13 protein-coding genes are annotated in these 23,674 nt (G+C 43.5%); 4 read left to right on the plus strand and 9 right to left on the minus strand.

Annotation, left to right across the window (positions count from 1 at the left end; all coding sequences use genetic code 11):
• Window positions 1–90 precede the first annotated feature (90 nt).
• The 7 genes from argC to JMV76_RS03350 form a co-directional block, all read right to left on the minus strand.
• A complete protein-coding gene (gene argC / locus JMV76_RS03320; RefSeq protein WP_055124420.1) occupies window positions 91–1,158 on the minus strand; it encodes an N-acetyl-gamma-glutamyl-phosphate reductase in 1,068 nt (355 codons plus the stop codon).
• Between the two features lie 110 nt (window positions 1,159–1,268).
• Complete coding sequence (gene hemE / locus JMV76_RS03325) at window positions 1,269–2,405, minus strand: uroporphyrinogen decarboxylase (RefSeq protein WP_201501595.1); 1,137 nt, start codon at window positions 2,403–2,405, stop codon at window positions 1,269–1,271.
• A gap of 293 nt (window positions 2,406–2,698) precedes the next feature.
• Window positions 2,699–3,871, minus strand: coding sequence for a glutamate 5-kinase (gene proB, locus JMV76_RS03330; RefSeq protein WP_201501596.1), 1,173 nt, complete (start codon window positions 3,869–3,871; stop codon window positions 2,699–2,701).
• Between the two features lie 79 nt (window positions 3,872–3,950).
• Window positions 3,951–5,168: an Obg family GTPase CgtA gene (cgtA, locus tag JMV76_RS03335; RefSeq protein WP_201501597.1), complete on the minus strand. Its 1,218-nt coding sequence runs from the start codon at window positions 5,166–5,168 to the stop codon at window positions 3,951–3,953.
• 293 nt (window positions 5,169–5,461) lie between these two features.
• Window positions 5,462–6,907 carry a glyceraldehyde-3-phosphate dehydrogenase gene (locus JMV76_RS03340; protein WP_201501598.1) on the minus strand — a complete coding sequence of 482 codons (1,446 nt, stop codon included), beginning with the start codon at window positions 6,905–6,907 and terminating at the stop codon, window positions 5,462–5,464.
• A gap of 339 nt (window positions 6,908–7,246) precedes the next feature.
• Window positions 7,247–8,425: a lipocalin family protein gene (locus JMV76_RS03345; RefSeq protein WP_201501599.1), complete on the minus strand. Its 1,179-nt coding sequence runs from the start codon at window positions 8,423–8,425 to the stop codon at window positions 7,247–7,249.
• 440 nt (window positions 8,426–8,865) lie between these two features.
• Window positions 8,866–9,969 (minus strand): NUDIX domain-containing protein, encoded by a 1,104-nt coding sequence (locus JMV76_RS03350; RefSeq protein ID WP_201501600.1) that lies wholly within the window; start codon window positions 9,967–9,969, stop codon window positions 8,866–8,868.
• Between the two features lie 296 nt (window positions 9,970–10,265).
• On the opposite strand from JMV76_RS03350, the gene hemP reads away from it, so the two are divergent.
• Window positions 10,266–10,424, plus strand: a complete 159-nt coding sequence (gene hemP / locus JMV76_RS03355; protein ID WP_227672156.1) for a hemin uptake protein HemP — start codon at window positions 10,266–10,268, stop codon at window positions 10,422–10,424.
• A gap of 247 nt (window positions 10,425–10,671) precedes the next feature.
• Here the strand turns inward: hemP and JMV76_RS03360 are convergent, their stop codons facing one another.
• The gene (locus tag JMV76_RS03360) at window positions 10,672–15,666 is read right to left on the minus strand and encodes a translocation/assembly module TamB domain-containing protein (RefSeq protein ID WP_201501601.1); all 4,995 of its coding nucleotides are present in this window, start codon (window positions 15,664–15,666) and stop codon (window positions 10,672–10,674) included.
• Window positions 15,667–15,831: 165 nt separating this feature from the next.
• On the minus strand, window positions 15,832–19,416 hold the full coding sequence (locus JMV76_RS03365; RefSeq protein WP_201501602.1) for an autotransporter assembly complex protein TamA: 3,585 nt from the start codon (window positions 19,414–19,416) through the stop codon (window positions 15,832–15,834).
• Between the two features lie 464 nt (window positions 19,417–19,880).
• On the opposite strand from JMV76_RS03365, the gene JMV76_RS03370 reads away from it, so the two are divergent.
• From JMV76_RS03370 to JMV76_RS03380, 3 genes are all read left to right on the plus strand, one after another.
• Window positions 19,881–21,212 carry an MFS transporter gene (locus JMV76_RS03370; RefSeq protein ID WP_201501603.1) on the plus strand — a complete coding sequence of 444 codons (1,332 nt, stop codon included), beginning with the start codon at window positions 19,881–19,883 and terminating at the stop codon, window positions 21,210–21,212.
• Between the two features lie 192 nt (window positions 21,213–21,404).
• Window positions 21,405–22,049, plus strand: coding sequence for a 2-polyprenyl-3-methyl-6-methoxy-1,4-benzoquinone monooxygenase (coq7, locus tag JMV76_RS03375; protein WP_227690048.1), 645 nt, complete (start codon window positions 21,405–21,407; stop codon window positions 22,047–22,049).
• A 279-nt stretch (window positions 22,050–22,328) separates the two neighbouring features.
• A complete protein-coding gene (locus JMV76_RS03380; RefSeq protein ID WP_201501604.1) occupies window positions 22,329–23,489 on the plus strand; it encodes a hypothetical protein in 1,161 nt (386 codons plus the stop codon).
• The last annotated feature ends 185 nt before the right edge of the window (window positions 23,490–23,674 follow it).

Genomic DNA, 23,674 nt, shown 5'->3' on the forward strand with positions numbered 1-23,674 from the left:
CTCTTAACAGTAATGGCAATATTATAGCGGAATTTATAATCAATACCTAGCACCATAAATGTGAATGATTTGACCACAGCTAAACATCTGCTACGGAACAATAGGTGCAAAGTTTAGACCCATTGTTTCATCGAATCCGAACATGACATTCATGTTTTGTACCGCTTGTCCTGCGGCACCTTTTACCAAATTGTCTTGTACGACAATCACTGTCAATTCCGCACGTTCATTGTCTTGATGCACAGCAATGCGTAAACGGTTGCTGGCGCGGACACTACGGGTATCTGGATAAATACCTTTTGGCATGACATCAATAAACGCTTCTGATTCATAGCATGTTTCAAATATCTGCTGCCAATCAATAGCAGCACCCGCATCCGTCAGCTCAAGATGAATAGAGCTCAGCATGCCACGTATCATCGGCACAAGATGCGGTAAAAAACGAATGCGATGGGTGAACTGGCTGTCTAATAACTGCGCCACGCCTTGCTCAATCTCGGGCAGGTGACGATGTCCTTCAACGCTATAAGCTTTAAAGTTATCAGTAGTTTCAGCATAATTAAGCGCAAGTGAAGCTTGGCGACCAGCGCCAGAAACACCAGACTTTGCATCGATAACGATGCGTGATTCCACCAATCTCTCTGCTTGCTTATTTTGCATATCGATTATTGGTTTCAAACCCAAAATAGCAGTGGTCGGATAACAACCCGGATTACCGACGACTAAAGCAGTGGCAAGTTTATCGCGATTCACTTCAGGTAAACCATAAACAGCTGTCTTTAGTAGCTCAGGACAAGCATGCGACTGCTGATACCAGTGTTCAAAATCGGACAGTGACTGCAAACGAAAATCAGCAGCCAAATCAATGACTTTCACACCAGCTTGCGTTAGCGCCTCTGCTTGCTTCATCGCTACGCCATGTGGAGTGGCAAAAAAGACCACATCACACTTCTGCAGCGTTGCAAGCGTCTCGTCACCCAAGTCGCTAAAGACAATATCCGATATACCGCGTAAGCTTGGAAATATCTCATCAGCGCGTGTACCAGCTTCGCTACGCGAGGTTAGCAAATCAATAGATACTTCAGGATGCGCAGATAACAAGCGAATCAGCTCAATACCCGTATAACCTGTGCCACCAACAATCGCTGCTGAAATCATAAGATATTCCTTTTTCTTTTACTTGATAAATATCAGTGTTTGTTAAACAAATCTTAGATAGAAAACTCGCTTATATGCCTGAACTTTGTCATTTTTAGATTCTAGCGGCTTTAGATTTTATAATCGTGCACCGCATCGATAAATACTTTGGCATTGTCAGGATTGACCCACTGCGTAATACCATGACCTAAGTTTGCTATATAACCCGTTTTTTCGCCGCTTGCATAAGCACTATCAAGCATTGCATTTACTTCAGCACGAATCGTCGCAGGTGAACCATACAATGTTGCTGGATCCAAATTGCCTTGAATGGCTTTACTACTCTGTAGTTTTTTATGCTGTTTGGTCAATTGACGCTGACTCTCAGCCAATACTTGGCGTGCACGATCAATGGGCATCGTCCAATCTAATCCTAAAACATCGGCTTGACTATCTGCTTGCAAATCCAACCATAACCCACCGCCTTTGGTAAATAATACCACTGGTATCTGCGGATGGCGTACTTTTAATTCAGCGACGATACGCTTATTATAAGCATGAGAAAAATCGATAAACTGACGATGACCAAGCGCCCCACCCCAACTATCAAAGATCTGTAAAATTTGAGCGCCAGCGACTACCTGTGCATCTAGATAATCAATGACAGAAGTGGCTAATTTATCTAATAATTGATGCAAAAAATCAGCGTTGCTATACAAAAAGCCTTTAGTATAACGATAGTCTTTTGAGCTGCCGCCTTCGATCATGTAGGTGGCCAATGTCCATGGACTACCAGAGAAACCAAATAACGGCACTTGACCATTTAATGCTTTGCGGATGCTCGTCACCGCACGCATGACATAATCAAGAGAATCATTGGGTTCAAGTACTGGCAATCTATCTAAGTCTGCTTGCGTACGAATAGGATGTTTAAACTTAGGGCCTTCGCCCGCCTCAAAGTATAAGCCCAATCCCATAGCGTCAGGTATGGTCAAAATATCACTAAATAAGATAGCAGCATCTAAATCATAACGGCGTAGTGGCTGTAAAGTAACTTCAGTGGCGCGGTCCGTATCTTTGCACAGGCTCATAAAGTCGCCGGCTTCTGTACGAGTGGCTTTATATTCTGGTAAATAACGACCAGCTTGACGCATCATCCAGACTGGCGTGGTGTCTATTGATTCAAAGCGTAATGCCCGTAACAATCTGTCGTTCTTTAAAGGCGCAAACTCTTGCTGAATCGAGTTACTATTGTCTGAAGCACTCATGTACAAATCTCCAAAACAACACCGCATTCATGATCATCAATGAATACGGTGCTGGATAAAATAAGTTGAATAAAAGAATATTAAAACGTTTAGATAGCGACAATCTATGCTAAAAAACCACAAATAATGAGATATTCGCTAATAACAATTTATTGGTTAATATCTCTCGTGTTAACAATCATAAAAACAATAATCATTAAAAGTATTTGTGTTTCTTAGAGCGTTATTTGCCGTTAGTCTTTAATCAATAATATCGTGCTCATATTTGAAATCGGATGTATACCATCAATGGTCTACATGGTCAACGCTAAATTATCACGGTGTACCATGACCACACGCTCTTCATTATTACCAAGAATTCTATCAAACTGCTCAGTACGCTCACGGGCCACTCGGCAAGCATCACGAGAGGAGAAGTTCACTTGTCCAACCGCTAAACGCTCGCCCGTATCTTGATGCACCACCTCAACCACGTCGCCTTCGTCGAAATCACCGCGTACTTCCACAACGCCGACCGGTAGCAAGCTCTTGTGATGCTCAACTACAGCTTTTGCTGCGCCTGCATCGACTATTAGAGTGCCTGACATACGTAAATGTGCGGCAAGCCATTGTTTACGTGCAATGATTTTGTCTTGATCATTGGTGGTCAATAAAGTACCAACCGCCTCGCCTGATACCACACGAGTGATAACATCATCGATAGCACCGCTCACGATAACGGTTGGACAACCACCCATCGCTGCAAGACGACCAGCACGAATTTTTGTCAGCATACCGCCGCGACCAAGCTTGCCACCATCCCCTGCAATATCAAATAAGTAATCCGCCATCGCACGCTCTTGGCGAATCATTTTTGCATTAGGATTGTCACGTGGGTTGTCCGTAAACACCCCCTCTTGATCGGTTAAAATGATATATAAATCGGCATTGACCATCGCCGCTGCCATCGCGCCCAAAGTATCATTATCACCAAATTTAATTTCATCAATGGTAATAGTGTCGTTTTCATTAATCACTGGTAGCACGCGCCATTCTAATAATTGTGTCAACGCGCCCGTCGTATTGAGATAACGGCTACGATTAGACAAATCATCATGCGTCAGTAGCAACTGCGAGCTTTGAATACCATGTTGGATTAATGCTGACCACCACGTTTCAATCAAACCCATTTGACCAATAGAAGCACAGGCCTGTAGTGCTGCTAGTTTCTTCGGGCGCTCCTCAAGGTTCATTCGTACTACACCTTCGGCAACAGCACCTGACGATACTAGCAGTACTTCAACGCCTTGCTTATGCAGCTTGGCAATCTGTTTGGCCCACTCATATATGGCAGTTCGATCCAGCCCTCGACCGTTATTGGTTAACAACGATGAGCCAATCTTGACAATAACGCGCTGAATATCAAAGTTGCGAGTTTGTTTAATAAACCTTGCTTCTTCGGTCGTGTTTTCTATGTCACCTGCCATATAAACTCCTGTCTCTCATGTGAATTGATTACGGGGATTAATCTAAAAAATTCAAGTATATCAGCTCAAGCGTGTTAGCTTAAGGAACATAAATGACCTCAACACCATCTTCGTCGTCATCGTCAAAATCAGCATCGTCGTCGCTTAAATCTACACCTTCGCGAGCCGCTTTGCGGGCCGCACGATAGGCTTCACGCTGCGCCTCAGTATTTAGACGTACTTCTACTTCTAAGCGCTCAAAACGGGTTCTTTGTGCTTCAGCGAAGATAGGATCTTCTAGTTCACGCTCACGCTCTAGTTCAATCTCATTCATTAAATGATATTTAACTGCATCAGTCCCTTCACCCATTAAGGTTGACGTGCGAAATACATCGCCTGTCCAATCAAGCTCGGTGACAATATGAGTACAAAGCTCATCTAACTCTTCGTCAGGCACCTGATCAATTTTGTTTAATATCAAAATCTGGGGCAAGTTGGATAACTCAGGCGAAAAACGCTCAAGTTCATTCAAGATAACACGAGCGTTGGCTACCGGATCGCTGCCATCAATTGGCTTTACATCAACCACATGTAATAGACGACGAGTACGAGCCACATGTTTTAAGAAACGAATGCCAAGTCCAGCACCTTCTGAAGCACCTTCGATCAAACCTGGAATATCTGCCATCACAAATGAGCGATGACGACCGATATCAACCACACCTAGATTCGGAACGAGGGTGGTAAACGGATAGTCAGCAACTTTTGGTCTAGCAGCAGAGACTTGACGAATAAAGGTAGATTTACCAGCATTAGGCAAACCAATCAAGCCAACATCAGCCACAACTTTTAGCTCAAATTTAAGAACTTTTAACTCACCTTCAAAACCAGACGTCGATTTACGCGGTGCTTGGTTGGTAGAGCTCTTAGAATGGGTATTGCCCAAACCACCATCACCACCTTTGGCAATCAGTAACGTCTGACCTAGTTCAATCAAGTCACCCAACACTTCGTCAGTTTCGGTATCAACTACCGTGGTACCGATAGGTACTGGTAAAAACAAATCATCAGAGCCCTTGCCTGAACAGTTTCTACTGTGGCCATTCTCGGCTCGCATAGCATCATGACGACGGGTATAACGATAGTCCACTAGGGTGTTGGTGTTATCCTCTGCAATGACATAAATATCTCCGCCCTTGCCACCATCGCCACCATCAGGTCCACCACGTGGGACATACTTTTCTCGGCGAAAACTGGCGATTCCGTTACCACCGTCACCTGCTTTTACCGTTACGACGGCTTCATCAATAAATCGCATCTTACGTTCCTTTATTTACACTCTAGTTTATAGACTCAATAGCAGTCATATACTGCTTCTTTTGCCTATAGGTATCTTTTAAAAAATAGGAGACTTACGTCTATGTTGCTATATATCATTATATCATTGCTTTATTTATGACAATAACACCCGATAACCAATTGGACTATCGGGTGCGGTATATATTAACTTAAAAAATCACATCTATTTGTCCATGCTAAAAGTGACTATTAAAGTACTTTCTTATAAAGAGTACCTCAATATTAAAAACTCACTACTGCTGTACAAATGTATTAAGCTGGAATCTGTGTATAACTGATGCCTGCCATTTGTGTGGCTAAACGTAATACTTGCGTACTATAGCCAACTTCATTGTCATACCAGATATACACGATAGCATGATTGTCGGTCAAAATAGTCGCTTGGGCATCAACGATACCAACGTGGGTATCACCAACAAAATCCGTCGATACCGCTTCGGTAGAATCTGTATAAGCAATCTGTGTTTGCCACTGACTGCTATTAGATACTTTACGCATGAATTCATTTAACGCATCAGCATTTTCTGGTGCTGTTTTAAGATTCAAGTTTAAAATCGCTAAGCTGACGTTTGGCGTTGGTACACGGATGGCATTACCCGTTAGTTTACCACTAAGCTCTGGCAGTGCTTTACCAACCGCTTTAGCTGCACCCGTACTGGTAATAACCATATTCAATACAGCACTACGACCACGGCGATCCGCTTTATGATAATTATCAATCAAGTTCTGATCGTTAGTGAATGAGTGAATCGTTTCAACGTGACCGTTTTCGATACCGTATTCATCGTTCAATACTTTTAACGTTGGGGTGATTGCGTTGGTGGTACAGCTCGCCGCACTGACGATGGTGTCTTCACCGACTGTATCGTTGTTTACACCATAAACAACGTTTTTAATCTCACCGCCAGCAGGGGCAGTTAATAGGACTTTTTTCACACCAGTCGATTGCAAGTGCTTACCAAGACCCGCTTCATCTTTCCAAATGCCCGTGTTGTCAATCACTAACGCATCATTAATACCGTAAGCCGTATAATCGATCTCGCTTGGATCTTTGGCGTAGATAACCTGAACAAAGCGACCATTGATAATCAAGCCGTTGTTTTCATCATCAACCACCACGCCACCAGCAAAGCTACCATGGATCGAATCACGCTCTAGCAATGAGGCGCGCTTGGCCAAATCGCCAGATGCCGCAGGACGTACAACGATGGCTTTTAACTGCATACCTTTAGCACTTGACGCTTGTGATAATAGCAGGCGAGTTAAAATACGGCCAATACGACCAAAACCGTATAGCACGACATCAGTCGCAGGATTAACCGTAGTGTCATCAACATTAACGGCTTGAAGTGCTGTTTGTAAATCACTGTCATTAGCGATTAATTGACCAACATCCACCTGTGCAGACTGAAGCTTATTATTGGCCGCTAGCGCTTTAACCATGGCTAAAGTGTCAGCGATATCAATAGATTTAGCGTCTTGGTTACGCAAGGCTACTTTTTGATGCAATGCCAATATTTGACCAACTGACGTCGTATTTAACGTGTCACCGAACAAGGTTACTTGTACGTCTTGCTCATTATAGAGCTTATTCAATAGCCCCATCAGCTCAATCGCTTGTTGCTCTTGATTGTTGTAGTTGCTTAAGTGGTCTTGATGTAATTGGCGTAAGGTATCAGCGTTGCTCACGAGAAACATCCTTATGGTCAGTAATGTGTGATCAGTAAATGATAGAGAATACAGATTAGATAGATTATGTGTGGTCTACGCAATCACTCTAGTATGGCAACCGCACGATATCGGTGTCAGTTATTGATGTAGAGTATTGAGATCGCCTAGATTTTAGCCTAAAACGGCCTATTTTGCCAGTGATAACCGATCTGCTAGCGCTTATAAAGCATTTTATTGAGTTGTGCAGGTTATTATGAAAATAAAGGCAGCCAATTATGCTGCCTTTTTGTTTATTATTGCCAGTATCAAATAGTGGATGATAAAGCGACATTACGATTTAACACAGTATCTAGTAAGTGATGCTCGTTATGGAACGAGGCTAACTGTTTGATTGGTCTGCGAGGTTAACTTAAATTCTTTTAAGTCATAGCCTTGCTGTTGAGCGATTTGACGATATTTGGCATAAGTTTCTTGAGTGACGTTTGGCGAACGTGCCAATAACCATAAATATTTTTTATCAGGTGTTCCTACTAAAGCAGTCTTGTAATCAGCATCACGTGCTAGTACCCAATAGTCGGCACGACCAACTGGCAACCAACGAATCCACGATGGTAAAAATGTGACCTTTAACTTACTGCCTGACTCATCAACAGGTTTAGCGATACCCTCAGAAGTAATACCAGAACCGTCTTTCTGTACGCATTTATTAGTGACTATGATACCTGAACCGTCGGTTTTTTCAGTGTAGTTGGCGGTGACATCACTGGCACAATTGCGCTGAAAATACATGGGTAAACGACCTATCTCATACCATGTCCCTGCATACTTTTTTAGATCAACGCTATCGACTGTGGTCGGTGTACTTGCAGACTTATGAATGATAGCGCTTGGCTTGATTGACAATGTCTCTGTAGTGGTTCTATCAGTAGTGGCGTTAGCAGTCATGTCAGCGGTAGCATTAACTGGTGGCGTCGCCGCATACGCTGAAAATGCAGCTAATGGGATGATAATTGCTAGAGCTATGCCCGTATGCTTGATAAGTCCATTCATAAATATACGCTCCGGTATTTCTTTGTATGATGAGTAAGTAGAGGTTGATGATGAATCAGCATTTTGCTTTGAATGGTGGTTCTGTCCAGATTCTTTTTCGCTCAACTCTTGTGACCATTTATAATCGTTAGTGCAGTGACCACTATCCTTGGTACAGTAATCACTAACGAAATCACTGCTTTCGCTATGTTTTGAATCGCCGTCTTTGTTATTGTTGCTGTTAATCATAGCAGACTCTTTTGCCCGTAGTGGGCTCTTATCGGCGCTTTTATATCCAAAATAGTGATCTTGCGAAGACGTTTTTTTTGCCAGATGGGTAGAATATTGGTCATTTAGATTATCATGGTTGTAGCTAGCATCGTTGCTGGCGTGACCTGTCTGCCGTGTACTATCCTCATTCAGATGATAGTGGCGCGACTGGGTAGTCTGCTTAGATTGAGAACCAGCTTCCTTTGTATCAGACCATGCTGATTGAGGTAACTTATTGGTTTTCATAGAGGTACCATTATTGATAGTGACTGTTAACTATTCTTCTTATATGCCCTATATGTACTCTCATCTTCTGTGCGTCTTCAACTTTTAAAAATATATTGAATGTAAAAGCTGGCGCTGCAAAAACCAAATATTATGAGAGCAGTTAAGAGATATGTTGATAAGCAATTCGCCTATAAGAATATAGAGTAAGTACTCTTTGTTTAGGTGATATATATTAATGGCAGCTCGACTATTAAAACAGTGTCGCAATGTAGGAAAAAGCAACGGTTTGTAAGTAACTATGCGTTTATGCAGTAGAATAAATACCGAATAAACACATAGTTACTGATTGGATAAATATATTAAAAATCAATTATTTGCCCTGATAGATGCCAATTAATGGCAATTCTGGTTCAGAACTGGTCAGCATTGGTGCCAACACTCCCTCTATTAGTTTTTTACTATTCAAAGAACTGTCGAATACCAGCAACACTGATACCACCATGCTCTAATACTTGATGAATCATCACAGGTGATAAACCACCCAAACCGATAATCGGTATGTCGGCCAATTGGGCCAATGCTGACCATGATTCCCAACCAAGTCGCACAGTATCAGGATGTGTATAGGTGACTAGTACAGGAGACAAAAAGGCGCCAATGACGGGCGGTAATTGCTGTTGTAACCGAGCATGAGCCAGTTTATTGGCAGCATCAATACTGGCGGCATCATGACAACTGACTATTAACGGATAATTTTTAGACAGCACTCTATCTTGTGTATCCTCCGACCATTGTAACAATGCGGTATGAGACAGCTGATTGGCAACGATTGAATTGGCAGTGGTTGTATCTTTCATTGCTAGCGGCGCTTCAATGGTTAGGGTCTGTCCATTGACATCACAAGGGACAATCGCCTTAATATCTGGACGCATATGCATCAACTGCGCTGCTATACTTGCTGAGCCAGCTACCTTTATTCGAATATATACCCAAGCATTGGCTGTTAGATTGTTTTGATGAAAAGTCAGCCATGCGGCCACTGGATCAGGAGTGGCATCAAAATGCGTCAATGGATAGGTAATTGCTATCGTTGTTGGCACACTCAGCCATTCGAGAATCGTCTGGTTAGCAGCGGGTAAGTGATACTTTCCTGCTAATAAATCTGCCTTATTTACCCACGTTAGCGCCTGACCTTCTAGCCCATATTGGCGATGCTTATGCTGCTCATACTGCTGCGCGGTCAGCTCAACCTTATAAATCTGTAAACTGACCTGCTTATCACCATAATCATGATGCAGACGTCCAAGCTTGACCATCGTATTGTCACAAATTTCAATGCCTGTCTCTTCAGCGACTTCCCGAATCAATGCCTGCTCGGCATTTTCATTGGTTTCTATTTTGCCACCTACAAATTCATAGCGGTTGCCTTGATGCTGGGCGGCGTTTCTAAATCCAAGTAAATATTGGGCTTTATGATGAATGACCGCAACTGCCACGTTTACGATAAGTACTTTTTCGCTGTTATATGAGCCATCAATGTGGTTATCTGCTTCATTTGGCATCGGCGTCTCCTTTATTACTGTTTTTTTAAAGTGCGATTTAATTGGTTTATACTTTCAAAAAACCAAGTCGATTTAAAACCAACCTATTGATTTATAATAATAATTAGCTAATTTTTATTTATTTAAATCTCATTTACGAAAATTACTTTAGATAAGTTTACACAATGACTGCATTTTATTTTATCAATTACCTTGCAAAATTCTTCAATGTAAATGATAATTATTATCGTTAAAGATAGTTACTGTATCGCCATTACTATTCAGCCATTTTTTATCAAAAGGAATTTACTATGAGCATGGTTATCTCTCGTTACTTGAATTGTCGTGAAAACCGTTTACCAACTTTGCAATCACAACACTTATTTGCACTCACTAAAGAAGTGCGTATCGAGCATGAGGGTGAAGAGTATCGATTACGTTTGACACGTAATAATCGCTTAATCCTGACTAAATAGATTAATAGCATTCATCATCAATATTAGGGCGTGTCCTCATTCTAAAAATGAGATAAATTGCAGTCAAACAAGGAAAATAGCGCCGATAATATCGAGATATTAGTCAGCTATTTGACGCCGTTCAGCAAGATTTAGCCATTTTAAACCCATTTAGATGACTATCGATTGCATTAAGGACACGCCCTAGCCTACCTATAAAAAAACGCCTTCATTCAAAGGCGTTTTTTATTGGATAAAACGATGCGATTTAGAACTGCCAACTGTAAACCACATCCACCGCGTTTTCTGCCGCTGAGGTTGCCTCTACATAAATACGTCGAGTTAACTGATAACGAATAGATAAGCTATTTTGAGCATTAAACACCCCTACTCCGTAGCGTATATACAAGTCAGGCGTCACGTAACCGGTGACGTTGACGTTGGTGTCTTCACTACTGCCTGAGGCATCAACGGTCAAACTCTGAAAACCAAAAATCTGACCGATTTGATTGGTTAGATTGCGCGTGCCACTCAGTCCAAAGCTTAAGCCCGCGGCGGCTAGGTTATTCGTCACTTGCGATTTAAAGCCTTGCTCACTGATTTGAGTGGCGCCCTTGTTATTAATTCGACCTGTCACCAAAGCATTCATCGCCTGCTGCTGGGTCAAGCCTGCATTATTAAAGACAATAATATTGGGGCTTTCTGTATTGCCTTTGACACGCACACCTACCGTTTTGCCACTGATCGTTTTAACCGCCTCAATACTGAGGTTAGGTTTCATCACATCACCGTTGAAGCGCACTTGTCCATAGTTAAGCTCTAGGTTCTGACCAAAAGCGTTGATATTGGTACGACGTGATACTTGCACCACCCCTTTTGCACGCATGACACCCGTGCCATTTTGAGTGATATTAATCGCACCAGCTAAAGGAATAACGGCACCAAAACCACGGAAGTTGATATCATCACCCAAGTCGACACCGATATCCGCATTGATTGACCAAGGTTTCGATATTGCCAATACCTCGTCAATATTGCCAATGAGACGACGATCAAGAACCACAGCATCCTCGGTTTGAGTAATGATATCTTCGCTGGCTTCTGGCGGACGAATGGTCGCTGACGGTACGCTGACCGCTCCCTTAATATCGACATAACGATCGCCTGGACGCACGATGATATCAATATCAGGGTTGATTTCTGCCACTAACAATGGTGGCTGGGTAATCACCAAACGCTCGCCGCTGACGCTAAGCTTGGCTTGGAGTTTTTGTTGCCAATTAACTGTCCCAGTCAAAACCCCTTTACCCGTACCACTGCTAAAGGTTCCATCAATAGTCGCTTGCGTGCCACGAATTTTGGCGTCAGTATTTACATTGGTTAAATTAATGGGCAAATCAAGCATCGCAATACGGCCATTAGCAAGTTTCACATCGCCATAGAATTGCGGCTTATCTAATGTACCGCCCAATCCTCCTGCCATCGTGACATTGCCCTCTAGCACTCGCATACCTGGGAAGAAAGGCTTGAATATCGCAAGGTTAAGCTCATTCAATACCAAAGCACCCGAAATTGGCTTAGGCGTCTTATAAGGATCAACGACCACTTCAGCATAGCCACGCGCACCGCCACCAGTATTGATATCGGTACGTAGTTTGATGCCCTCAGGGACGGACAATGCAATCAGTGAGACCCGCTTATAAGGCAGAGTGACGGGTAAACTATCACCATCTTGAATCAAGCCGATTTTGCCGTTGTCTGAATACAGCGTGGTATTAATCGTCGGTGGACGACCACGTTGCCAGCCAACAATCGCCTTACCATTAATTTTGCCATGCCAGTCGATATCTTTAGGTAAAAAGACCGAGAGTAATGACGTATCTAGATTTTGCAAGGCGATATTCACCTCACCTTTATCAGGTGACGCGATTAAGTTTTCACGTAAGCACACCTTGCCCGTTTGATCGGTGGCTTGCCAGCAGTGCGCTGCCAACTGTACTTTTAAATCGTTATTATTGCCATTTTGATTGTTGGGTAAATTAACAATTAACTGCGCTGGCTGTAACTGATTTAAGGTCGCATATTTGGATTGAACACGGCCCTTGCCGATGACGCCAGACCAGCTCAGTTTATCCCGATTGAAGCCGCCTTTAAGCCTTGCGCCAATCGTGAGCTGCTCATTGGCAACGTCAAGGTTGACCACATGCGCCTGCTCAGTACCATTAAAAGTCGCTTTAACGCTTTTAAAACTCTGTCCAGCTGCATCTAAACCTTCAGCGGTGATAATAAGCTGACTTGGGCTGTTTGCTAAATTGACCAGCTTACCGAGCACGCGACCTTGGCGCAAAATAAAGCCCGGCAGCGCAATGCGCTCACCAACCAAATCGATATAAATAGTTGGCAGCGCTTGTCCTACTGGCTGTGATAAGGTCGCACCGCCAGTGACTTTGCCAGCCAATTTATCTGACAACTGATCCAGACTGGTGATATTAATTTTGGTTTGTAATTGCTTAGCATTGCCATTAGCAGTGACATAATTATCACCCCAACGTAGCACTAAATTATCCGCGTTTAAGCTGTCTATCAAGGCATTTACTTGCTTATATTGCGCCTGTGCGTCTTGCGTTTGTAGACGCTTGAAACAGCTTGCCAAATCTTTTGGCAGACGCATCTTCGCCGCTAAGCTGCCCTTGGCACTAAGCGGTTGACCTTTTAGCATACCTCTTAAATCAATTTTTTTGATATTAATGATTTGCTGCGAGTCACTCCAGCGCCCATCCGTATCGATAGTGCCAGTGATAAGGCTTGGGGTATCTTTGAGGAAATAACCAATATTAAAACGATCCATCACTGCGTCAATATCCCACGCAATGCCTTGACGTACATCAACCGTCCCTTTGGCATCAATACTGCCTGCCGCGCCCATATGACGGAAACGCTTGATACGAATCAGCTGATCATCACCACTGGCATCAATGGTCAGCTTGCCCGCTGGCAGTTGCTCAGCATCTAGTACCCCATCAAAATTCACCGCAAAACGTTGCAGTTTGCCTGCGGTATTGGCATTGTTTTTGGGTGCCGTTTGCCACTCGCCGCTGGTCTTCAAGTCACCGGTGATAATCGCTGGATTGTTGGGTAAAAAATAACCCAAATTAAATTTATCAAAGCGACCATCTATCGTCCAGCCGATATTTTTACGCAAATCGATGACGCCCTTGGCATTCACTGCGCCCGCTTCACCATTGTAATTGAGCTTACGAATACTGATAAACTTTGGCGTGCCAGCCGCATCAATAGATAGGCGTCCTTTTGGTACATCTACAGTATCGACTTGCCCATTGAAGCGCGCATTGAACATAGATAGCTCGCCACCAACGATATCGATTTTGGCATCACCCGCACCCGTTATGCCAATAGCACGACCATCTTGAGTCGCATCAAGTTGCGCCTGCAAGTCGGTATCGTTTAAGGTAATAATATGACGCTGACCACTAACGCCACCTTTAGTAATAGTCAATAAACGACCACGCGCGCTGACACTACCGGTTAGGCGCTCAAGCGGCAAATCACTGCGATACTGTTTGGGTAATAGTCCATTGGTACGCGCATCTATCTGCCATGTGAGCGGACGCTTTTTATTTGCCAATTGAATCTGCCCAGTACCTGATAAGTCGCCCACGACCCCTTTATAGTTCAGGCGATTGATGTCGATGACATCCCCAGCTTTGCGCACGCGCACATCATAGTTGCCTTTAGGAGCGGCATTCAATTCATTAATGACCGCATTGGCATCTACTGATAACCGTGAGCCACGAATGATGACATCCGCCTGTCCACGCGGACTATCAATATTACCGATATTAGGCACATCGCGGCGGATTAGGTTTTGCCATTTGGCATCGATATACCAAGGCGCTACCTGTGTCGACTTCGCTGACGTTTTGCCTTGGACGATATTAGCATTCACATGCTCGCCATCACGTTGACGCAAATCTGCATCAAGCTCTATGTTACCAGCGCTGTTTTGCTGCTGATAATGTAATGACAGTCGACCATTCAGCTTTTGCGGTGCATATGCTTTGAAATCAGCATAGTCATCAGGAATAACGCGGCGAATATCAAAATTGCTCCCTGTCGCTCGTACTTTTGCATCAAAGCTGTCTTGCCAATCTAAAATACCTTGCAGAATTAAATTTCCAGCTGGCACCTGAGCATCTAAGCGATCAATACGTAACTGACTGTTTGCAATAACGGCGCGACCTTGATAGTGACCGGACGGAATGTCTTTAGCCGTCAGCTCAGTATTGATACGCAGACGTATTTCAGAGATAACCCCTGTCGCGGTAGCAGTACCACTTTTTAAACGAATTTTTTGGCTTTCCGCATAAGGGATCAAAATATCATCCCATTGCAATTTTGCCTGAAAAGGCGAATCCTGATCCAAACCTTGGACAACAAAATCACCGCTCACATCGCTATCATTGTAGCGACTACGAACCTTACCAACCGTACGTTTTAGCGTCCCTGTTGCCGTGATATTCAATGGGTCAACATAGGCTTTTTCTAGCGCGCTGACTTCTGCAATCGCGCTTAAATCTAGCGGATAGTCGCCTTGTAAATCAATTTCACCTTGTAAGGCACTGATTTTGACGATATCAGCATATTGTAAATCACCGCGACCAACCGTTACCATGCTACCGACCCATGTCAAATCACGGGCAACAATATCCTGCACAACAATGGGCTCTTTGGTCACTTGTTTATAAGTAATATTTTTTATTTTAGCGTGATCAAAGCGTAAGTTCACTGGCAGCTGTAACGTTTTATAATCGAACGGCTCACCCGTTGGTGGCTTGTTATTGATAATCTCAATGGTTTGTATGTCTGCATCACGCAGATGCACTTCTTTGGCAAATATGGCACGCCAGCCTATCTTGACATAAGCTTTATCAACCAATACTTCAAGGTCTTCAGTCGCCTTGATATCGATATCAGTGACCCAGATACCATCACGTAAATTACCGCGACCATATTTAAAATCAATGCCCGTCTCAGCACTGACTTTCTCTAATATAAACTTCGTACCCGACTCTGTGCCCATTGCGTAAAAAAACACGGCAAACATGATGGTCAGCACAATTAAAATAAGCACGAGTAATTTGAGCAAAAATGACAGCGGATACCAACGTCTGACGGCACGAGCGTCGCGCTGTGCTGGATCTTCATCTGGGGCGTTATTAGGCGGGGTATTTTTTGTCAGCATGACACTCAACTACGTTAAAGAATGGTCACCGGCAATCGGCACGATAAATAAGAAATACAACGGATATTGCTAATAGCGCGTGTTGAACCTGTCTCAATTTCACTAACTGAGACAACTTAATAATGTTCAATACGCGCTAAATGATGTCACTACTGGATTACATGGCTATAAAGGCGAGCCAATAAAGAAATGCAGTCTAACGGGTATGCTTTCTTCTGTCACCCCAGCCGCCACATCAACTCTTACCACACCGACTGGCGATGCCCAGCGGATACCAACACCGACGCCGACCTTTGTTTCAGTCTCGAAGTTTTTGTCGTAAGCATTACCCACATCAGTGAAGAATGCCCCGCGGAATCCTGGTTTAAATTCATAATTATACTCTGCACTACCAACCGCAAGCACTTGCCCACCAGTCAAATAGCCCTTGTCGAGCGGTGACAAGCTCTCATAGTCATAACCACGAATACTTTGGTCACCACCCGCAAAGAAGCGTAATTTATAAGGCACATCATAAAAATCATCTGCCCAGATGTAGCCTGTATTCAGACTGCCCAGCACTTGATGCTTTTGCTCATCGCCAAAACTATAAATGCCGCTGACACCCGCGCGAATGATTGCCATATTAGTGTCGCTAAGGGCTTTATCAGCCCCTGCTTCAAGCGAGTAATACTGACGCATACCGCGAGTCGGATTGGTCACACTGTCTACATCGGTTTTGTTCATACCATAACCGAATAGCAGCGCTTGCTGCTTAGGCTTAGAGGAAGTAAAGCGAATTGGTAGATCGTCCAACTCCGTTTCATCGACCCCAGTCTCTAGCTCATCTAAACGGTAATTCACAGAGTAGCTGCGATTCCAGCCACTGTCACGGCGAATATTACGTGCCAATGCTGCTTTTAGCGTCGTAGTAGATAGGTCGAAGTTGCCTTCACCTTGGTCGATGACCTCTTCTTCATAGGTAAGACGCGCATCTAATTTATCGTTAAGTGGATGTTTCCAAGGTCGACTGGCATAAACAGCGACGTTTTTAGTAATTCTGGAAACTTCGGTCTCTGCACCAGCTTGGTAGCCTTTACGATTGAGCAAATTATAGTCTACTTTTGCCGTCGCTCGCACGCCCGTATCTGTGCCGTAACCAAGACCTACTTGGGCATCGCGCGGCTTACTTGAAGAGACAAAAACATACAACGGTACTTTTTTACTTTCTGCCACTTGTCGCGGTGTTTTTCGACCAGCCAGCGTTGGTGGTACAAAGTTTTCATCAGTGATTAAGCTTTCTTCATCAGGGAATATTTTTTGCGCAATATTACTGATGCCGTCGCTTATTTTACCCAAAAGATTGTCCGCCTCTTGGTCTTTTTCATCCAATACACGGTCATTTGGTAAGCGGCTCAAACGCTCTGCTTTTTGTTTGATAGCTTGTAGTTTATCAAGTGTTGCTGCATCAGCTTCAAAATCGATCGCCGCAATGTCGGCGGGATTGACTGTTTCACCACTATTGGCAGTCGTATTGTCTTCACTCTCTGCGTTATTTTCATCACCATCATCAGCGTTATTGTCTTGATTAACACGGCTACTATTAGAAGTAGCTGAGCTTTCAGCACCATTATTACCCGCAATGTCTAAGGCGCCATCACTATTGATATCGTCGTCGAGTGTGCCGCTATTATTGGTGGGTGTGTTATCAAAAGCCAAAGTACTGGCTTCACTGCGTTCATCTGGCGGCAATATCGACTCAACGTTGACCGTATTAAAATAACGAGTCGCTGATAAGTCATTGCTAAACTCGGTCACCGCTGGACGATAAAAAGGATCGCCGGACTTAAAGTCGAACAACTGTTGTAATAGTGACAACTCAACAGGTAGCTTGTCAGGATCTTGGGTTAAGGTGTTGGTTTCTTCATCGTATGTAAAAAACACAACGTCATCAAACTCATAACGATCACCAGTGTTGTAGACCAGCGACACATCTGCTGTATTATCTGGCAAGATAATATCAACGGATTTGTTGAGCCAATATTGATCAAAATAGCCATAAGTATTACTCAGCGACTCAAGGGCCGCCTTGCTATCTTTATAAACACGGTGATTGAAGATATCACCGACTTGTGGCGGCAAGTCTTTTTCAAGTGCTATATATTCTGGTTGTTCACTGCCTTCACCGCGAATCTCAACAATACGGCTATCCACACGTACCGGCTCGCCCAGCTCTTCGATAATGACATCGATCGTGTCAGCATTGCGCTGACGTAGGCGTAACGTAATATCATAGTAACCCACTGCTTGGGCTGCCTCTAATGCTGTTTGGCGCAGGCGTGGCAAGGCGGCCGTAAAGTCGGTAACTGACTGAACCGTCGTATCATCAAGGGCGGCTTTGATGTTTTTCATGGGCTGAACGTCATTATCCGCTTTGGTGAGCTTTGGCTTACCATTGACAGTACCTTCAGCGGTCGCCTGCCGTAGATAAATTGTGGTATCTACATGTGGTAATGCCATCACACCTGCATTGAACAAACGATTATAAAGGCGTTTCACGATATTGCCTTTATTACGCGCCATTGGCTTGGGCTTACTAGCTTGTTCGATACTCTGGTTTATTCCCTGAGAGTCCGCTTGATAGTCTGGCAAGTAGTCATCAGGATTGATGATATCTGACGTTGTACCATCTTCATTGGCCTCATCACTGGCATTGGCGACAATCTCATTATCGAAAGTACCGGTTCCATCCACGCGCCCACTACTGACAGAGTCGCTAACATCGATCGGACGCGACATAACTTCAGCCGTCTGTGCACTTTCAGCGGCGCTCTCATTCCTACCTAATGTCTCAAGATTGTTAGGAGTTGGCAGATTGGTCGCATCCAAATCCACATCTAAACCAATAGGTGGGGTTATATCATCTAATGTAGCAATTGGCGCGTCAAAATCGCGATCGTTATTGCTGATATTATTATTGTTGTTACTGTAATTGTTATTAACGCTGGTACTATTAACGTTACTGCTATTAACGTCTGTACTATTATTGATGTCATCAATATCTTGGGCATTCTGCATATCCATCGCAGCGAGCTCACGATCAATCTCCTCGGGCGTCATCATCTGATAACCCTGCTGCTGTATGGCTGCGGCTTGTTGCAATAAGTCATCATTGGCGCTATTGGAAAGATCGAGCTGAGCATCATTTGCGCCAGCCATATTATCCATGGCATTTGCCTGAGAATTGGCCATACCCTGAGACTGAGCAGCTGGTTTTTTAGCGCTTTTATCTTGAGCATCAGACTTTTTAATGCCTAGGCTTTGTTCGCTGTACTCATCCAATACTGACTGATCGATAATGCCCTGCTCTACTGCCTTTTTTAGGCGCAATGCATCCAAAGCGATATCGAGCTGAGTATCATCATCTGACAGTGTAGTCGATTGAGTGTTTATTGGTTGAATGTTTGATTGATCGACAGCTATTTGATTGCTCGTAGGTTGTTTAGGAGAACTGACATTATTTGTGGTATCAGCCAATGCAGCAGGTGCCATACCGAAACCCACTAGGCTGGTCGCTAGCGCAGTGAAAAGTGCTGAACGCGTAAAATGAATGCGCGGCGCATTGCCATGAGTTGTCACAGCTGCTGCACGACGTGTTTTTTGAAGACGGTTACTCTGAAAATCTTGAATTTTAATATCCTCTCGAACATTATCCGTATCACACTGCATCATCGATACATTGCGCGCGAGCGTTGAAGGCTGGTGTTTCATGTGTATTTCCTATCACCTCACGCGGCACAATATTATGAACGATAACAATCGCCTAGTCTTACCGGTGAATAAACTTATAGCAGTTGGCTGAATTATGGTTTACTGTCTTGCTTTGGATAATGACCGTTTATAACGCAAACCTTGGTGTCAGATTAGCACCACGTTTTTATCAAGATATGGACATGCGTGAGTGGTAGCAAGCCTTTGCCATTACTCACACCTCGCGACGCAACCATGCAAAATTTACAAATCATAACTTAGATAATTATGAAATCATAGCGTCGCGCGCATGTATTTTTACCAAAGCCTTGCTATTATACGGCTTAATATTGATAAAACCTATGCTATATTTCGATAAGTTTTTGATACTGTTAATAATTATATCGATAATTACTTTCACTTTAAACGTGGTATTCAACGCTTTTCTTTGATCTAGCAACCGCGACCCGTCTGTAGGAATTTTCATGGCCAATCAGTTTCAATTATTTAAGCACCGCCGTTTTAGTGCCATGTTTTTTACCCAGTTTTTGGGCGCGTTTAATGACAATATTTTTAAGCAAGCACTCATACTGGTTTTGACTTACACCGCTGCGAGTCAGTTGGGCATGGAAGTCAGTATTTTGAATAACTTGGCCGCGATGTTGTTTATTTTGCCTTACTTTTTGTTTTCTGCACTGGCAGGACAAATCGCGGATAAATTTGAAAAATCAAAACTCACACGATTGATTAAATTGCTTGAATTCGTGATTATGGTGATTGCGGCAGTAGGGTTCGTGTTTGAGTGGTATGCATTGTTATTTGTTGCGTTGTTTCTCATGGGTACTCAATCTACTTTTTTCGGGCCTATTAAATACGCCTACTTACCACAAGCGATGAAAGAAGATGAATTGGTTGGTGCTAATGGTTTGTTTCAAATGGGAACATCGTTAGCGATCTTGCTCGGTATGATTATCGCGGGCGTTTTAACCCAGATAGCACAGCCGCTCTATTGGATAAGTGTGACCGTATTGGTCATCGCCGTCTTGGGTTATTTTGTCGCACGATTGATACCCCACATGCCAGCGATGCAGCCAAACCTAAAAATCAATTGGAACATTGTGACCACTAGTGTGGCGACGGTGCGCTACTTATATTCATTGCCTTTTTTGTTCTTTGTCATCCTTGGTAATAGCTGGTTTTGGTTTTATGGCGCAACGTTTTTGACCCAAACGCCAGAATTCAGCAAGGTCATCTTACATGGTGATGAATCAGTGGTTATTTTCCTATTAACCTTGTTTTCTGTTGGTGTGTCGATTGGCTCATTATTATGCAAATCACTAACCAAAAACCAAGTCAGCTTACGTCTTTTGCCCTTTGGTATCGCCGGCTTAAGTATTTTTGCGATTGATTTGTATTTTTCACTGTCAAGTCTCAACATCAATGCAAATAATGCAACTCTGTTTGGCATCAGTGAGTTATTTGTGGTGAGTGGCAGCTGGCGCGTGTTTGCTGATTTATTCTTTTTGGGCTTTAGCGGCGGTTTATACATCGTACCATTATATGCCTCTATGCAGGCCTATGCACCCAAGAGCCACCGCGCGCGCGTCGTTGGTGCCAACAATATCTTTAACGCGATATTTATGGTCACCTCAGCGATTTTCTCTATCGTGATCTTGAACGCTTTGGGATTCAATTTACCTCAGCTATTTTTGGTGACAGGACTCATAAACATTGCCTTCGGTGCCTTTTTATACAGTAAACTCAATAAACATATTAAAAATGCAGTCATCCAAACGCACGATGAAGTGGCTCCATAAGTAAGATTGACATGCTGCTATAGCAATCGGTGTGTTGTCAAATGGATAATATTGGTGCTGATAATTTGGATTGTTTGCTATAGTAATGTCTATGCGTTAATCACTATCATTATTTTAGAAAAACAGATAATGTTTTTAGAAGAACAGATAAGTTTAATTTTTTGATCGTATTTAAGCCATCAGGAGTGAATCATGGCCCTGCTTCCCTTATCCAAAGTCGACCAATTGTTACTTGGGGTCGATAAGGCATTACGAGCTGTCGTACCACATTCAAACCCTAGCACTCGTCCACTACCAGTCAGCAGTGACGAGATTCCTGAGCTCACTATCACCGAGGCGCGACATGTCGCCGGATTGATGCGTATCAATCATACTGGTGAAGTATGTGCGCAAGGTCTGTATCATGGTCAAGCATTTGCCGCCAAAGACAGTGGCGTCAAGCAAGCCATGCAGCAATCAGCCGAAGAAGAAGTCGATCATCTGGTCTGGTGCGAGACGCGATTAGACGAGCTTGGCAGTCATGCCAGTATCTTTACGCCATTATGGTATGGCATGTCTTTCGGTCTTGGCGCAGTCGCGGGTGCCATCTCTAATGAATTTAGTTTGGGATTCGTCGCAGAGACAGAAGCTCAAGTCAGCGAACATTTACAAGAGCATATCACCCAATTACCAGAGCACGATAAACGCTCAAAAGAGATACTGGCACAAATGGATATTGAAGAGTTGCATCATCGTGAGCTAGCATTAGCAAATGGCGGCGCAGCGTTATCACCACCTGTACGTCATACTATGCGCTGGATGGCCAATCGCATGAAAGCCACGGCATATCACTTATAATTGCCATCTGTGATAGCAGGTTTTGAGCGATAGGTTGTGATGGCAAGTTCGTTGTGAGGGTAATTACAGTGCGCTTTATTATTGATATTGCTCTCATTTACCCTGCTGTCGCTGGCATGACGTACACGCTATCGCGTTACTATTAACAATCCTACTACTGATAGCGCTCAGTTGAATTTGTTAGGGTATTAAAAATTTGTATGATTTTGCCGCAAAGACATGAGCTAATAACCATTCAATTGCTAAATAACAACTAAATAAATTAAGGTAACGATTTTTATGAAAGCCATCAACCAATCGACTTTCTCTGCCCGTTCGTCTAGCAAGTCGCCTAAACTGGCAACTCTGACAGCACTGGCAACAGCTTGTGCCATGCTATTATCAGCGCCTGTCAATGCGGCAGAAACTAATGCAGCAACAGATGCTGCAAAGACCGATACTACTGCCACATCGGTGCCTAGCGCTATGGATTCTAGCAAACGTGTGATTCGTCTTGCTCGACCGACTGCGGCTAGTACAGCACAATCAGGTACTTTACCGACTGCGGCGGTGACAGCCAATACTCAACCAACTGACCTTCAAAGCAATAGCGTTCCACAAAGCGCTCCTTTGCCAAATAATGCTCAGCCGTATCGTGCGCCAATGAGTACATTGCAACCACAAGATGTTGTACCAGCACCAAAAATACCTGAGTTCACTGGCACCACTCGAGTTTATGAGCCTGGTCCTTTGACCGCTACTGGTATCGACCTGCGTAGTGGTCAGCTTGCCAATGTTCCAACGCCGCAAGTGCAATTGTCAGACGTAAGCTTTGTACCGACTGTGTTGATTCCTCAGCAAAACGGTAATAACAACGATCAGCTAGACGTGAGCTTGCTTGATGACTTCATCGAAGACGTCTCACCTAATGCTCGTCATTACCCACCAAACTTCCCTAATCGCTCACAGCGCCATTATACGCGTGAAAAAATCAAAGTATTGGCTGAATGGATACAGCCTTATGCTGAATCACCAAACGCCTCTTATGATGTATTGATTCGTGCTGCTAAACTCAATGGCATGGGACGTAACTTAGATTTGGGATCAGACTATACGATACGTGGTGGAAAATATGTTGACCGTGCCATTAAACTGCAACCTGATAGCGGCGAAGCCAACTTCTTATATGGCATGATGTTGTCAGAAGGCGGCGGCTTCAAAGAAGGTCAAAAATACCTAGACCGCGCAGTGTCTCTTGGCTATACCGAAGCAGAGCAAAGCTTGGCACAGTCAGACTTATTAAGTGATCGCCGCGATAACGCACTAGAGCGCTTGCGTCGTCTTGAACAGAAAAATCCTAACAATGACATCATTCGTCAGCAAATCAAACTTATTGAAGAGGGTAAATTCTACATTTGGGATATACCTGCGCCTGACATCAATGTTAAGCCTAGTGCTTAACATTGATTAGGTATTTGAATGTCATTAAGTAAGTTCACCAAATACTATGATTGCTCCATAAGCTAGATTGACTCGACTAAGCCCCTGACTTTATATCGAAATTACTTCAATATAGAGTCAGGGGCTTTTTTATGTCTAGCAAAACTCCATTGAATCCAACTTGCTGTCTATCTTATTTAAATGCG

This window comes from Psychrobacter cibarius (assembly GCF_904845955.1).
Taxonomy (GTDB): Bacteria; Pseudomonadota; Gammaproteobacteria; order Pseudomonadales; family Moraxellaceae; genus Psychrobacter; species Psychrobacter cibarius_B.

What these genes read in the sequence shown, in the direction of transcription:
- argC (WP_055124420.1), bottom strand. Translation starts at nt 1,158, where the DNA reads ATGATTTCAGCAGCGATTGTTGGTGGCACAGGTTATACGGGTATTGAG.
- hemE (WP_201501595.1), bottom strand. Translation starts at nt 2,405, where the DNA reads ATGAGTGCTTCAGACAATAGTAACTCGATTCAGCAAGAGTTTGCGCCT.
- proB (WP_201501596.1), bottom strand. Translation starts at nt 3,871, where the DNA reads ATGGCAGGTGACATAGAAAACACGACCGAAGAAGCAAGGTTTATTAAA.
- cgtA (WP_201501597.1), bottom strand. Translation starts at nt 5,168, where the DNA reads ATGCGATTTATTGATGAAGCCGTCGTAACGGTAAAAGCAGGTGACGGT.
- JMV76_RS03340 (WP_201501598.1), bottom strand. Translation starts at nt 6,907, where the DNA reads ATGTTTCTCGTGAGCAACGCTGATACCTTACGCCAATTACATCAAGAC.
- JMV76_RS03345 (WP_201501599.1), bottom strand. Translation starts at nt 8,425, where the DNA reads ATGAAAACCAATAAGTTACCTCAATCAGCATGGTCTGATACAAAGGAA.
- JMV76_RS03350 (WP_201501600.1), bottom strand. Translation starts at nt 9,969, where the DNA reads ATGCCAAATGAAGCAGATAACCACATTGATGGCTCATATAACAGCGAA.
- hemP (WP_227672156.1), top strand. Translation starts at nt 10,266, where the DNA reads ATGGTTATCTCTCGTTACTTGAATTGTCGTGAAAACCGTTTACCAACT.
- JMV76_RS03360 (WP_201501601.1), bottom strand. Translation starts at nt 15,666, where the DNA reads ATGCTGACAAAAAATACCCCGCCTAATAACGCCCCAGATGAAGATCCA.
- JMV76_RS03365 (WP_201501602.1), bottom strand. Translation starts at nt 19,416, where the DNA reads ATGAAACACCAGCCTTCAACGCTCGCGCGCAATGTATCGATGATGCAG.
- JMV76_RS03370 (WP_201501603.1), top strand. Translation starts at nt 19,881, where the DNA reads ATGGCCAATCAGTTTCAATTATTTAAGCACCGCCGTTTTAGTGCCATG.
- coq7 (WP_227690048.1), top strand. Translation starts at nt 21,405, where the DNA reads ATGGCCCTGCTTCCCTTATCCAAAGTCGACCAATTGTTACTTGGGGTC.
- JMV76_RS03380 (WP_201501604.1), top strand. Translation starts at nt 22,329, where the DNA reads ATGAAAGCCATCAACCAATCGACTTTCTCTGCCCGTTCGTCTAGCAAG.